Annotated in this window: 17 protein-coding genes and 1 riboswitch; of the genes, 2 read left to right on the forward strand and 15 right to left on the reverse strand. The window is 32.2% G+C overall.

Annotated features, from left to right (window positions below; translation table 11 throughout):
* Positions 1–38: 38 nt before the first annotated feature.
* The 5 genes from sufB to sufC form a co-directional block, all read right to left on the reverse strand.
* Positions 39–1,436 carry a Fe-S cluster assembly protein SufB gene (sufB, locus tag JX000_RS09210; protein WP_002450844.1) on the reverse strand — a complete coding sequence of 466 codons (1,398 nt, stop codon included), beginning with the start codon at positions 1,434–1,436 and terminating at the stop codon, positions 39–41.
* Positions 1,437–1,609: 173 nt separating this feature from the next.
* A complete protein-coding gene (sufU, locus tag JX000_RS09215; protein ID WP_206140646.1) occupies positions 1,610–2,071 on the reverse strand; it encodes a Fe-S cluster assembly sulfur transfer protein SufU in 462 nt (153 codons plus the stop codon).
* Complete coding sequence (locus JX000_RS09220; RefSeq protein ID WP_206140647.1) at positions 2,061–3,311, reverse strand: cysteine desulfurase; 1,251 nt, start codon at positions 3,309–3,311, stop codon at positions 2,061–2,063. Before JX000_RS09220 ends, sufU begins: the two co-directional genes overlap by 11 nt.
* 36 nt (positions 3,312–3,347) lie before the next feature.
* Positions 3,348–4,655 carry a Fe-S cluster assembly protein SufD gene (gene sufD / locus JX000_RS09225; RefSeq protein ID WP_124228468.1) on the reverse strand — a complete coding sequence of 436 codons (1,308 nt, stop codon included), beginning with the start codon at positions 4,653–4,655 and terminating at the stop codon, positions 3,348–3,350.
* A 105-nt stretch (positions 4,656–4,760) separates the two neighbouring features.
* Complete coding sequence (gene sufC / locus JX000_RS09230) at positions 4,761–5,522, reverse strand: Fe-S cluster assembly ATPase SufC (RefSeq protein ID WP_206140648.1); 762 nt, start codon at positions 5,520–5,522, stop codon at positions 4,761–4,763.
* Between the two features lie 320 nt (positions 5,523–5,842).
* Here sufC and popT point away from each other — a divergent pair, with 320 nt between their 5' ends.
* Entirely contained in the window at positions 5,843–6,703 is an 861-nt protein-coding gene (gene popT, locus JX000_RS09235; protein WP_075778054.1) for a polyprenyl-phosphate transporter PopT, read from the forward strand.
* Positions 6,704–6,757: 54 nt separating this feature from the next.
* Here popT and JX000_RS09240 read toward each other — a convergent pair whose 3' ends face one another.
* The 8 genes from JX000_RS09240 to JX000_RS09275 form a co-directional block, all read right to left on the reverse strand.
* Positions 6,758–6,928 carry a CsbD family protein gene (locus JX000_RS09240; RefSeq protein WP_171001918.1) on the reverse strand — a complete coding sequence of 57 codons (171 nt, stop codon included), beginning with the start codon at positions 6,926–6,928 and terminating at the stop codon, positions 6,758–6,760.
* A gap of 414 nt (positions 6,929–7,342) precedes the next feature.
* Positions 7,343–8,152, reverse strand: a complete 810-nt coding sequence (locus JX000_RS09245) for a MetQ/NlpA family ABC transporter substrate-binding protein (RefSeq protein ID WP_002467439.1) — start codon at positions 8,150–8,152, stop codon at positions 7,343–7,345.
* A gap of 18 nt (positions 8,153–8,170) precedes the next feature.
* Positions 8,171–8,866 (reverse strand): methionine ABC transporter permease, encoded by a 696-nt coding sequence (locus tag JX000_RS09250; protein WP_002450853.1) that lies wholly within the window; start codon positions 8,864–8,866, stop codon positions 8,171–8,173.
* Positions 8,859–9,884, reverse strand: coding sequence for a methionine ABC transporter ATP-binding protein (locus JX000_RS09255; protein WP_206140649.1), 1,026 nt, complete (start codon positions 9,882–9,884; stop codon positions 8,859–8,861). The genes JX000_RS09250 and JX000_RS09255 overlap by 8 nt, the downstream gene beginning before the upstream one ends.
* Positions 9,885–9,974: 90 nt before the next feature.
* A riboswitch (SAM riboswitch) is annotated at positions 9,975–10,077 on the reverse strand.
* A gap of 57 nt (positions 10,078–10,134) precedes the next feature.
* A complete protein-coding gene (locus JX000_RS09260) occupies positions 10,135–10,431 on the reverse strand; it encodes a thioredoxin family protein (RefSeq protein WP_002450855.1) in 297 nt (98 codons plus the stop codon).
* A complete protein-coding gene (locus JX000_RS09265; RefSeq protein WP_002450856.1) occupies positions 10,424–10,810 on the reverse strand; it encodes a toprim domain-containing protein in 387 nt (128 codons plus the stop codon). Before JX000_RS09265 ends, JX000_RS09260 begins: the two co-directional genes overlap by 8 nt.
* A gap of 308 nt (positions 10,811–11,118) precedes the next feature.
* The gene (gene gcvH / locus JX000_RS09270; RefSeq protein ID WP_002450857.1) at positions 11,119–11,499 is read right to left on the reverse strand and encodes a glycine cleavage system protein GcvH; all 381 of its coding nucleotides are present in this window, start codon (positions 11,497–11,499) and stop codon (positions 11,119–11,121) included.
* A 176-nt stretch (positions 11,500–11,675) separates the two neighbouring features.
* The gene (locus JX000_RS09275; RefSeq protein WP_002450858.1) at positions 11,676–12,029 is read right to left on the reverse strand and encodes an arsenate reductase family protein; all 354 of its coding nucleotides are present in this window, start codon (positions 12,027–12,029) and stop codon (positions 11,676–11,678) included.
* Between the two features lie 140 nt (positions 12,030–12,169).
* On the opposite strand from JX000_RS09275, the gene JX000_RS09280 reads away from it, so the two are divergent.
* Positions 12,170–12,493 (forward strand): thioredoxin family protein, encoded by a 324-nt coding sequence (locus JX000_RS09280; RefSeq protein WP_002450859.1) that lies wholly within the window; start codon positions 12,170–12,172, stop codon positions 12,491–12,493.
* 108 nt (positions 12,494–12,601) lie between these two features.
* Here JX000_RS09280 and JX000_RS09285 read toward each other — a convergent pair whose 3' ends face one another.
* Both JX000_RS09285 and aroD read right to left on the reverse strand, forming a co-directional pair.
* Entirely contained in the window at positions 12,602–13,141 is a 540-nt protein-coding gene (locus tag JX000_RS09285) for a nitroreductase family protein (RefSeq protein WP_002465937.1), read from the reverse strand.
* Between the two features lie 77 nt (positions 13,142–13,218).
* A complete protein-coding gene (gene aroD, locus JX000_RS09290; RefSeq protein WP_002450861.1) occupies positions 13,219–13,935 on the reverse strand; it encodes a type I 3-dehydroquinate dehydratase in 717 nt (238 codons plus the stop codon).
* Positions 13,936–14,105: the final 170 nt, after the last annotated feature.

Consider the following 14,105-nt stretch of genomic DNA (forward strand, 5'->3'; position numbering starts at 1 on the left):
TCAAATTATATCAAACGATGTTCATCTATAAGTTACAATTAACCAATAGATCCTTCCATTTCGAATTTGATTAATCTATTCATTTCTACCGCATATTCCATTGGTAATTCTTTTGTAAATGGTTCAATGAAGCCCATAACAATCATTTCAGTCGCTTCTTCTTCAGAGATACCACGACTCATTAAATAGAATAATTGTTCTTCTGATACTTTAGAAACTTTAGCTTCGTGTTCTAATGAAATATTATCGTTAAATACCTCATTATATGGAATTGTATCTGAAGTTGATTCATTATCTAAAATTAATGTGTCACATTCGATATTTGAACGCGCACCTTTCGCTTTTCGTCCAAAATGAACAATACCACGATAGATAACTTTACCACCATTTTTAGAAATTGATTTAGAAACAATAGTAGAAGACGTATTTGGTGCTTTATGAATCATTTTTGCACCTGCGTCTTGAACTTGTCCTTTACCTGCAAATGCAATTGATAATGTGCTACCTTTTGCACCTTCACCAAGTAATACACAGTTAGGGTATTTCATCGTCAATTTAGAACCTAAGTTACCGTCAACCCATTCCATATTACCATTCTCATGAACAAATGTACGTTTAGTAACTAAGTTATAAACATTATTTGCCCAGTTTTGAATTGTAGTATAACGTACGTGTGCATCTTTATGAACAATAATTTCAACTACTGCTGAGTGTAGAGAGCTTGTTGTATAAACAGGTGCAGTACAACCTTCTACATAGTTTACTGAAGCACCTTCATCAGCAATGATTAATGTACGTTCAAATTGTCCCATGTTTTCAGAGTTAATACGGAAATAAGCTTGCAATGGTGTATCTAATTTAACGTTTTTAGGTACGTAAATAAATGATCCACCTGACCAAACAGCTGAATTTAATGCCGCGAATTTGTTGTCAGCTGCTGGAATAACTGTTGCAAAATACTCACGGAATAAATCTTCGTTTTCACGTAATGCACTATCAGTGTCTTTGAAGATGATACCTTTTTCTTCTAATTCTTTTTCCATGTTGTGATAAACAACTTCGGATTCATATTGAGCAGATACACCTGCTAAATATTTTTGTTCAGCTTCAGGAATACCTAATTTATCAAATGTACGTTTGATTTCTTCAGGTACTTCATCCCATGAACGTTCAGTATGTTCTGATGGTTTTACGTAGTAAGTAATGTCATCAAAGTCTAATTCTGATAAGTCGCCACCCCATTGAGGCATTGGCATTTTATAGAATAATTTTAAAGCTTTCAAACGGAAATCAAGCATCCATTCAGGTTCATCTTTCATTTTTGAAATTTCTCTAACTATATTTTCAGTTAGACCTCGTTCTGATCTGAAAATGGAAACATCTTCGTCGTGGAAACCATATTTGTAATCCCCAACATCAGGTGCTTTTTTAGCCATTTCAATCACTCCTTATATATATTTAAACGTCATGTGCGAGATTTTTAATTACAAGTATTAAATTGTTATCATATTATAACAACGATTAAGGAAAGTAAAAAGCCAACATGAATGATAATATTCATTATCTAGTTTATGTTTACCCGTTATGTCAGATAGAAACATCTCCAGTTTTATTCTTCTGTAGTTCCTTCTGATTTACCTTCTTTTTCAACTGTCCCTTTTTCGAGCGCTTTCCAAGCTAAAGTGGCACACTTAATACGTGCAGGGAATTGAGAAACACCTTGTAATGCTTCAATGTCTCCCATTTCTTCAGTAATTTCGTAGTCTTCACCTAGCATCATTTTCGTGAATTCTTGACTCATTTGCATTGCTTCAGCTAATGTATGACCTTTTACCGCTTCAGTCATCATTGAAGCACTAGACATAGAGATTGAACAACCTTCACCTTCAAATTTAGCATCATTAATAACGCCATCTTCTATATCAAAGGTAAGTCGAATACGGTCACCACATGTTGGATTATTCATATCAACAGTCATCGAGCCATTGTCTAATACGTCCTTGTTTCTAGGATTTTTATAATGATCCATAATTACAGATCGATAAAGTTGATCTAAATTATTAAAATTCATAAGAGAAAAACTCCTTCGTTTGTTTCAATGCATATACAAATTGGTCGATGTCTTGCTTATTATTGTATACATAAAAGCTTGCTCTGGCAGTTGAAGAAACGCCTAACCATTTCATTAATGGTTGCGCACAATGGTGTCCTGCTCTTACCGCAACACCTTCTGTATCAACAGCAGTTGCAACATCATGCGGATGAATATCAGCTAAATTAAATGTAATGACACCTGCACGTCTATCTTTAGGCGGGCCATAAATGTCTAAACCTTCAATTTCTGATAGTTGTTCGTATGCATACTCTGTTAATTCTTTTTCATGTTGATGGATAGCTTCGAATCCTAATTTTTCAATGTAACGTATGGCTTCGGCTAAACCAATTGCTTGTGCAATTAAAGGTGTTCCTGCTTCGAATTTAGTTGGTAAGTCTGCCCACGTAGCATCATACTTACTTACAAAATCAATCATATCGCCACCAAATTCAACAGGTTCCATGTCTTTAAGTAGATCGCGCTTACCATATAACACACCGATACCTGTAGGTCCTAACATTTTATGACCACTAAAACTATAAAAGTCTGCATCAATATCTTGCATATCTAATGCCATATGTGGCGCTGCTTGTGCACCATCAACACTAATGATAGCACCATATTGGTGTGCAATTTCTGCTATCGTTTTTACATCATTAATTGTCCCTAATACATTAGAAACATGCGCGATAGCAACAATCTTAGTTTTATCATTAATTGTTGCTTTAATGTCATCGATATTGAGTTCACCTTGATCAGTCATTGGGATGAACTTTAATGATGCCTTTTTACGTTTGGCAAGTTGTTGCCATGGCACGATATTAGCGTGATGCTCCATTTCAGTAACTACAATTTCATCACCTTCTTCAACATGAGCATCACCATAGCTATGCGCAACAATGTTAATAGACGCTGTTGTACCTCGTGTAAAGATGATTTCCTCAAAATATTTTGCATTAATGAAACGTCTTACTGTTTCACGAGCACTTTCATATCCATCTGTAGCTAACGAACCTAATGTATGAACACCTCTGTGTACATTAGAGTTATAGCGCTTATAATAATCATCTAATACATTTAATACTTGAACTGGTGTTTGGCTTGTCGCAGTTGAATCAAGATAAGCTAAACGTTTGCCATTAACTTGTTGCTCTAAAATTGGAAAATCTTTAATAACTTCATTAACGTCAAATGATTGTTCGGCCACTTTATTCACGACCTTTCTTTAATTAAAAATCTCTTATTTGTATGTTTACTTAGATACTTTAAGCTCAATAACTTCTCTTAATTGACGTTTTACGTCTTCAATTGGCAATTCTCTAACAACTGGGTCTAAGAATCCATGGATAACTAAGCGTTCAGCTTCTCTTCTAGAAATACCACGGCTCATTAAGTAGTATAGTTGTTCTGGATCTACACGACCTACAGATGCTGCGTGTCCTGCTTCTACATCATCTTCATCAATTAATAAAATTGGGTTAGCATCTCCTCGTGCATTTTCAGAAAGCATTAATACACGTGATTCTTGGTTAGCAATTGATTTAGTACCACCATGTTTGATGTAGCCAATACCGTTAAATACAGAAGATGCATTTTCTTTCATTACACCATGTTTTAAGATATAGCCATCTGTCTCTTTACCATATTGGACAATTTTAGAAGTTAAATTGATTTTTTGATCGCCAGTACCGACTACAACTGATTTAAGTTCACTTGTTGAACGATCACCCATTAAGTTAGTTGTATTATCAATAATTTGGCTTCCTTCATTCATTAATCCTAAAGCCCAATTAATTGATGCATCCGCTTCAGTAGTACCTCTTCTAATAATATGTCCAGTAAATCCTTTATCTAAATAGTCTACTGAACCATATGTGATATTAGAATTTGCACCTGCGATAACTTCAGAAACGATATTAATTTGATTTCCTTCACCGCTTGCATTTGATAAATAGTTTTCGACATAAGTTACTTCTGCACTTTGCTCAGTAACTATGATGACATGATTATAAAAACTTGTACTTTCATCATCATGTAACACAACATATTGTACCGGATGCTCAACGACTACATTCTTAGGTACGTATACGAATACGCCACCATTCACTAAAGCAGTGTGTAAAGCCGTTAAACGATGTTCATCAACATTTACAGCATCTGTCATATAATATTTTTGAACTAAATCACTATGATTAACAAGTGCTTCTGATAAACCTTCAATAATGACACCATCATTTTTAGCTTGTTCAGAAACTTGTGTATACGCTAAATCATTATTATGTTGAATAACTAAGTTTTCAGTATTTTCAACATCGATAATCTTCTTAACTGATTCAGGTAATTCTTCTAAACTTTGATATACACTACCTTCAGTGTGATGTTGTTTAAAACTATCAAAGTCCCATTTTCTTAATTTTGTTTTATCAGGTTTTGGCATTTCTAAAGTTTCTGTTAATTTCAACGCTTTTTTACGTAATTCTGTCATCCAAGAAGGTTCATTGTGCGCTTTTGAATAATCAACAAGTTGTTCTTCAGAAATGTTCAAAGTTTCAGTTGTCATAACTCTTATCCTCCCACTTGATGAAATAGTATTAATAAGTCAATGTTCAGTTTCATCATTTATACGAACATCTCAACGAGCTTACAATCGATGTATCAATATCGATTATTCAGCTGCACCAAATTCTTCTTTAACCCATTCGTAACCTTCTTCTTCAAGGCGTTTCGCTAACTCTGGTCCACCAGATTTAACTACTTTACCTCCATACATAACATGTACTTTGTCTGGTGTAATATAATTTAATAAACGTTGATAGTGAGTAATCATTAATGCACCGAAATCTTCTCCACGCATTTGATTAATACCTTTAGATACTACTTTTAACGCATCGATATCTAAACCTGAGTCAATTTCATCTAAAATTGCAAATTTAGGTTCTAACATCATCAATTGTAGGATTTCATTACGTTTTTTCTCTCCGCCTGAGAAACCTTCATTTAGATAACGTTGTGCCATATCTTGGTCAATATCTAAGAAATCCATTTCTTTATCCAATTTTTTAATAAATTGCATTAAGTTGATTCCTTGTCCTTCTTCACGTTTAGCATTGATTGCTGAACGCATGAAATCAGCGTTAGTAACACCTGTAATTTCAGAAGGATATTGCATTGCTAAGAATAATCCTGCTTTAGCTCTTTCATCAACTTCTAATTCTAAAATGTTAACACCATCAAGTAACACTTCACCTTGTGTTACCTCATAGCTTGGATGACCCATAATTGCAGATGATAACGTTGATTTACCAGTACCATTTGGTCCCATAATGGCATGAATTTCCCCAGTATTAATTGTTAAATTAACACCTTTTAAAATTTCTTTATCGTCAATAGACACGTGTAGGTCTTTAATTTCTAATGTTGATGACATTTATATTCCCTCCATAAAATATAAAGTTTTCTTAACTAGTTTATAATAATTTTAATCTGTAGTCAAAAAGCCTTTGGAATTTTCAATCCTGTTCATTATAACGTACTTACAGGAGAATATAAACTTTTTAAAACCGTAAATTAGAGTTATTCTTTTCAAAAAACGATTTTCATCTATTGTTTTTAGTTATTTCAAATGATAACGAAATATGCATCTTTCTCAATAGACATTTTTAGACAAATAGTTGTTTTATTTAACCCAAACCAATGAATTATGTTATTATACACTTTAACCTTTTAGGGTTAAGAAAGGAGACATTAATGAAAAACTTTAAATGGATTAATGTATTAAAAGGTTTTGGTATGGGTACGAGTGATTTAGTACCTGGTGTTAGTGGTGGTACTATAGCACTTTTACTTGGCATTTATGATGGTTTTATTAGTTCCATCAGTGGCTTATTTTCTAGAAGATTTTGGCCTAGTTTGAAATTTTTATTACCTATTATAATAGGAATGCTTTTAGCAATCGGTATATTAAGTAATCTATTTAACTATTTACTTAGTACACATGAAATTCCAACGATGTTCTTTTTTACTGGTTTAATCATCGGTATCATTCCTTACCTTCTTAAAGTGTCACGTTTTAAATCTACTTTCAAAGCAAAGCATTACATTGTAGTTTTGGTTGGCATCGCAATATTAGTGATTATGACTTTACTTAATGGTGGAGACAAGCACACAGGAGAAACATTATCTTTATCTACTAGTCTTATTATTAAATATTATATTGCAGGTATATGCGCTTCTAGTGCAATGCTCTTACCAGGAATCTCTGGTTCATTTATGTTACTTATATTTGGTGCTTATGGTACTGTAATGTTTGCTATATCTGAATTAGTTAAATTTAATTTCAACGCTTTACCCATACTTTTAATTGTAGGTTTAGGTATCCTAACTGGATTCTTAGTTTCAAGTAAATTAATCCAATACTTGTTACATCATCATACAACCATGACATTTGCATTAATTATAGGCTTCGTTATTGGATCTATATTTGCCGTTTATCCAGGTTTACCTCATTCCGCTTTGACATGGATCATTTCAATTGTCACTTTAATTATTGGCTTTATCGTTAGCTATGTCTTAGGACAAATAACTGCTAAAAATGAAGAACAAATATAAAAAGAAAGGCTCTCAAACACTTTGGTGTATGAGAGCCTTTTGATTATTTAATAATTATTCTTTGTTACCTTTTACTTTGTCGATAACGTTATTTACTGCTTCTTTAACTTTACCAGAAGCTTTATCTTCTTTACCTTCTTTTTCAAGGTTTTCATTATCAGTTACGTTACCTACAGTTTCTTTTACATTACCTTTTGCTTGTTCGAATTTATCTTCAGCCATGATGAATTCCTCCTAGAATTTATTTTGTAAGTTATTATGATTAATTTATACCACTATTCGTACTATATAAACATTTATTATCAAAAAATTTATATTAATTGAGTGTTTATTATGAAAATAATGCCTTTTTCATTATGTTATGCTTGCAAGAAAGGAGTGGTTTAATGTTAGTATTGATCATTCATTTATTAGCAACTTTATTAATATTAATATCTTTAATTTTAATTATTAAAAATCAATTCACTAAGCCTAATCATAATTCCATGTTACCTTCTGTACTTCTACTCATTGCTTCATTAATATTGTTATTTTATAACATATTAAAATGAGCTATTGGATAACTATGGATTGAATCAACATTTAAATATACAAAAATCCTCAAGCATTTTCGTCTTGAGGATTTTACTGTTTCAATCATTATTCTGCTGGCACAACGGCACCATCATATTTTTTATTAATGTAGTCTTTAATTTCTTTTGAACGTAAAACTTTCATTAATTCTTTAATTTTCTTATCATCTTTATGTCCATCTTTAACTGCGATTAAGTTAGCATATGGATTATCTTTAGCTTTTTCATATGCGATTGAATCTTTTTTAGGATTTAATTTTTGATCAATAGCATAGTTTGAGTTAATAATCACTGCATCTGCATCTTGTTTTTGATAGATTTTAGGCAAGAATTCTGCTGATTGTTTGTTATTAAATTTGATATCTTTTTTATTTTCAGTGATGTCACTGAATTTTGCATCTTCAATTTTAACACCTTTTTTAATTTTAATTAATCCTTCATCCACGAAGAATTTAAGGAAACGACCTTGTTCTGCAGGGTTGTTAGATACGTATACTGTTGCGCCTTTAGGTAAATCTTTTAAACTTTTGTATTTTTTAGAGTAAACTGCCATTGGTTCTAATTCTACGTCACCAGCTGACTCAATTTTGTATCCTTTTTCTTTACTTTCAGTTTTTAAGTAAGGTGTGTGTTGGAAGAAGTTGGCATCTAATTCACCTTTATCTAATAATTTGTTAGGCGTTGTATAGTCATTGATTGTTTGAATATCTAATTTATAACCTTTTTTCTCTAATAATGGTTTGGCTTTTTCTAGAATTTCTGCGTGTGGTGCAGGTGAAGCTCCGACTTTAATCGTCTTGTCATCATCCTTACCTCCACATGCTGCTAATGCTACGGTTAAAGATAGTAATAATAAAATACCTAAAATTTTCTTCATTGATTTATCCCCTTTTCTTTAGCGTTTATCAATTTTATTTGTAACCCAATCACCAATAAATTGGATGATGAATACAATAATTAAGATGAAAACTGTTGAAACTAAAATAACGTCATTTTGATTTCGAGTGAAACCAGTTAAGTATGCTAAGTTACCTAAACCACCCGCACCAATAACGCCGGCAATTGCTGTAGATCCTACTAATGCAATTGCTGTTACTGTCAAGCCTGATACTAACGCCGGCATTGCTTCAGGTAGTAATACTTTTCTTACTACAGTCCAAGTATTAGCACCCATAGACCATGCTGCTTCAATTACCCCTTTATCTATTTCTTTGAAAGCAATTTCTACTAATCTAGCATAGAATGGCGCTGCACCTATGATTAAGGCAGGCAATGCACCTGTTGGACCACTTATTGTACCTAATACAACACTTGTAAATGGTATTAATAAAAGGATTAAAATGATGAACGGTATCGCTCTAAATAAGTTCACTATAAATGAAACAATTGAATAAAAAATTCTTGCAACTTTCGAATGACTCTTAGCTGATAAAAATAATAAAACACCTAAAATCAATCCAAATATAAAAGCAAATATTGTTGATACAACAGTCATATAAAGTGTTTCAACAATGGCTTGCCAAACTTCTGGCCATTGGACGTTTGGCATTGTAATCATTTCTTGGAGTATTTCTCCAACTGACTTACCCATGTCTTAACACCTCCACATTCACATGTTTCTCATGAAGATTATTTTTGAAATCTTCAAAATTTTCAGAACTTATAAAAGGCATATGGACGACTAAAAATCCTAACGTACCATTTCTTGTATTCTTAATGTCAGCTTCCAAAATGTTGACTTCAATCTGATGTGTTTTCGTAATGTACGATATAATCGGTTGAGTTGTATTTTCACCGTTAAAGTTTAATCGAACTATGTATGCATTGTTATCTAATGGTTCTAATGCATCTAATGACTCTTCAAAATCCTCATTTAAATCATCTTTTACAAATCGTCGTGTTACCTCGTGTTGTGGATTTTCAAATACCTGGCTTACTTGACCTCGTTCTATCACTCGTCCGTTTTCCATAACTGCAACTTCATCACATATTCGGCGAATGACTTGCATTTCATGCGTGATTAACACGATTGTTAAATTTTGTTGCTCACGTATTTTTAATAATAAGTCTAATATTTCATCTGTAGTTTGAGGATCAAGTGCACTCGTTGCTTCATCACAAAGCAATACTGTCGGATCATTGGCTAATGCTCTAGCAATACCCACTCTTTGTTTTTGTCCACCAGACAACTCAGATGGATATGCATTTTCTCGACCTTTCAACCCTACAAGTTCTATTAATTCATTGGCCTTACGTTTAGCTTCTCCTCTACATAAGCCTGCAATTTCTAGTGGGAATGTAATATTTTTAAGAACTGTTCTCGACCATAGTAAATTAAAATGTTGGAAAATCATACTTACTTTTTGGCGTTTCTTACGTAAATCTGACTTCGATAATTGACTTATATTATCTCCATCAATAATAACTTCTCCAGAAGTGGGTGCTTCTAAATTATTAAACATTCTAATTAAAGTACTCTTACCTGCTCCAGAAAAACCAATCACCCCAAAAATGGAACCGGATTGAATGTTTAAATCAACGTGATCTACAGCGAGTACGTCTTTATTTTTCGTATGATATCGTTTCACGATTTGTTTTAACTCAATCACGTTAATGCCTCCTTGTTTATAACTAATACAAATTAAAAAATGCTTCCTCAAAACTTTAGACTGTTTGAGAAAGCATTTTAAAATATCTTTCTCTCATCTTCTAAAGTTTACCTTTATGTGAATTGGCACCATTTCTATATAAGACGGTTGCCGGGCTTCGTAGGGCACATCCCTCCACCTCTCTCGATAAGAGTGTTTGCATGATTTAATTTTATTTAATCCTACCATCACGGTAGAGATTCGTCAATAATTATTTTAAATTTTCTAACAAATAAGGAACAGACCTAAATGCATACAACCTTTTCACTTCTTTATCCTTATTCATTAACATTAATACTGGTACTGACATAATTTGATGTGTTTCACTAAATTTCGGATGAAAGTTCATATCGATTTTCTTAACGGGGAGTTTCAAGATTTCATTTGCTATATCCAACATTCTTTCAGACACTTTACACGTCCCACATGTTGGCGTATACCCGAAAATAAGATGTTTTTCTTCTCCAAAATTTTCTGTCACATCGTCTATTTCTATAGATTTACTCATTCACTAAAACTAACCTTTCAGTTTTTAAATTAGGTATAAGGGATTTCTCTTTCTTGCAATTAAATCCATGTTTGGTAAGTACATGTGCTAAATAATTTTTAGGACAGTTTGCCACTTCGCAAAATGTTTTATCTACAAAAATATGTTCAGACTCACTTAAATATCGTTTGAACCATTTTCTAATTCGATCCCCTTCGTCATCTGAATCAGCTAAGACGAAAACTTGTTTACCATAAAGTGATTCTATCATATCATCGATCTTATCTATACTCATAGTACCATGCGTACAGATAATACTTACCGGTTCTGCGATGACTTGCTGCACTCTTTTTTTATCAGATTTACCTTCAACAATGATTACTTTGTTCACAATAGTCATAAGTATTCACCCTTTAAAAATCGAAAATTAACTATCACTATTCATTTCCACGAGGATTCTGCTTATAAAACATATACTGCAAAAACTTAAAATGAATTAACCATTTTATTACACTGTTAATATCATTTTTACAAATGTCATAAATGTTTTTTAATCTAAGTTCATCAAATTGTATGTACTCTTGCTTATATATATTCCTTGCATTCGGGTCGCCTTTGCTTTCGCAATGGCATAAGTGTTTTCAAAATCTAAAGATTTAAAAAACACTAAAAAAACTCCTTGATACGAGATCGAGGAGTTTACTAATATTATTCGCCAATCATTTCTGAATATTGATCTGCTGATAATAATTCGTCAATTTGGCTTTCGTCGCTAATTTCTACTTTAACCATCCATGCTTTTTCATATGGTGATTCGTTTACAAATTCAGGACTATCTTCTAATTCTTCATTAACTTCAACTACTTTACCAGTAATTGGTGCATATAATTCAGATACAGTTTTTACAGATTCAACACTACCGAAAGTGTCGCCTTCGTTTAATTCATCATCAGTTTCAGGTAATTCAACGAATACGATATCACCTAACTCATTTTGAGCATATTCAGTAATACCAATTGTCGCTACATTTCCTTCAACTTTAACCCATTCGTGTTCTTTAGAGTATTTAAATTCGTTTGGTACTGCCACGATAAATCCCCTCCTAATTTTAAGTACATTTTAATGATGCCATACCCGCAATTATCAATCAACTATTATCTAAAAATTTTAAACCTTAAAATATTCGGGTTTAAAAATGTAAATTGCTATTTTTATAACTTTATTAAAATGAAAGTTCACTTTTTATAATTTGAAACAATCTACTTTTATAACCAAGTATTTTTATATTCTTCTTCTTTAAAGCCTAATGTAATCTTATCACCTAATATAGCTAACGGACGTTTCACTAACATGCCATCTGAAGCAAGTAATTCAAAACGTTCTTCGTCTGATAAGTCATTTAATTTATTTTTTAAATCTAATTCACGATATTTGGCACCGTGCGTATTAAATAATTTTTTAGTATCTACACCAGTTTTATCTACTATTTCTTTAAATTCATTTTTCGTAGGTGTATGTTGAACGATATCAATAGGTTCATAACTTACACCGTATTCATCTAAAAATTTAGCTGCTTTTTTGCAAGTTGTACAATTAGCATATTGGTAAAATTTAATCATCGATTTGCCTCCTTTATCTCTTAAATCCAATATATCATGTTATTTTAGAAAACGCTCTACTTTTTAAGCTTATTTTTTTATTTAAGTATTTCCATCCGTTATAATAAATTTACTAAACTTTTTCAAAGGAGCTTTTATAAATGGAAAGTATTAAAACAACTGAACAATTTAACAACACTGTCCAAAACGATCAACCTGTCATCGTCAAATTCGAAGCAGGCTGGTGCCCTGATTGTAAAGCAATGGATATGTGGATAGACCCTATCGTTGAAAAATATAAAGATTATGAATGGTATACTGTTAATCGTGATGAATTAGAAGATGTAACTGCTGAAAATGATGTTATGGGTATTCCAAGTATTTTAGTATTTAAAAATGGTGAAAAGTTAGCTCATTTACACTCAGCAAACGCTAAATCACCTGAACAAGTAGAATCATTCTTAGACGAAACATTCAATAAATAATATACAAAAATGGTCGAGACACTAATTAAGTATCATAAGTAACCACTTTATGGTTTATGACTTAGTTATGGTCTCGACCTTATTTGATTATAGCTCTATATAATCACTTTAATACTCTGAGATTAAATCTCTATTCTTACGTTTAGCTTTTGTCATTGGTTCTTCTAAATCGGTAAGATATAAGAATCCTGCTAAAATTTCATCATCTTCAATATTTAATGCTTTACGTATTTTAGGTTCAAAAATATATGCAGGCGATTTCCAACATGTACCGATACCCGCTTCATAAAGTAATAACATTAAATTTTGGGCAAATGCACCGAATGCAAAGTAATTTTCTCTATTTTGACGTTGTCTTGGATCAGCTTTCATAATCAACAACAACATACCGCCTAATTTCGTCACTTTATCATAATGATCTGCTCGCTTTTCAGGACTATCTGGGAAAGCAAAGCGTGTAATATCTTCACTCATATTTCCTAATCTATCTTTAGCAACATGTACAACTCGCCAAGGTTCTCTCATACCATGGTTAGGAGCATCGGTAGCTTTTTCTATAGCTTCATATAAAGCATTATCATCGATAGTCATATCGTGTTTAAACTTCTTGACGCTTCTTCTATTTGATATTGCATCTTGTAGTTCCAATCATATCGCTCCTTCTTCGTTCATTGATAATCTTTATCAATTATAAAATATATTTAGGCTTTGTTCAAATTGTCTACTTACTTATTATAGAAATCTATTTGTTTTTTCAATTCTTCTATGTGAATTTGTCCTGGAGCTTGCGGTTCATTTAAGCAACCATAGGATACAGTACCACCAAATACGCCCTGTGCCGTGCGACTAACTATGCCAATATCAGACATTGCTATGCCAATAATATGTTGATTTAAAGCATCAGCAGAGTCTTTGACCGCTTCTAATAGATGTAATACATCTTTTTCGTCATTTGGCATGACAGCCACTTTTAAATAGTCTGCTTCAAATTGATGCATTTTATAATAAGTGAATTTTAATTCTTCTAATGACGGTGTTTCATTAAAATTATGATGTGATAGTACCACTTGAATGCCTTTTTGATGTGCCTTATTTATGAATGATAAATAAGTATTTTTATCTTTTTTGTCATCCCATTCAATGTCTAACATCTCATATCCTGATTCATTAATAAGCTTTTGAATCACATTTTGATATTCCATTTCATTCACATGACCCTTACCTCCTTGGGAATTAGATCTATATGTGATTAATACTTTAAATTCAAATGGCAATTCCTTTAACTCATTGATAACTTGTTTAACTCCTGTAACATCAGTCCATTGATCTATCCTTAATTCAATAATATCAATACTATCTTGATAGAACTCTAAATCTTTAAACAAATCACTTATTGTTGCATCTTCAGGCGCAATCGTTACGGCTATATCTACCTTGCTCATATCAATCCCTCATTTCATTCAATACATCATTTATTTTTTATTATTTTAAACCAAATCATATCAAACCGCCATAAAGCGCGATTGCTTAGTACATCTTAGAAAAAGATTTATATATGATTGAGATAAATATTTGCGGGTATAAAAATAATATATACAAAATATAGGAGGTA

The sequence above is a fragment of the Staphylococcus sp. SB1-57 genome (assembly GCF_017086425.1).
In the GTDB taxonomy this organism is placed as follows: Bacteria; Bacillota; Bacilli; order Staphylococcales; family Staphylococcaceae; genus Staphylococcus; species Staphylococcus warneri_A.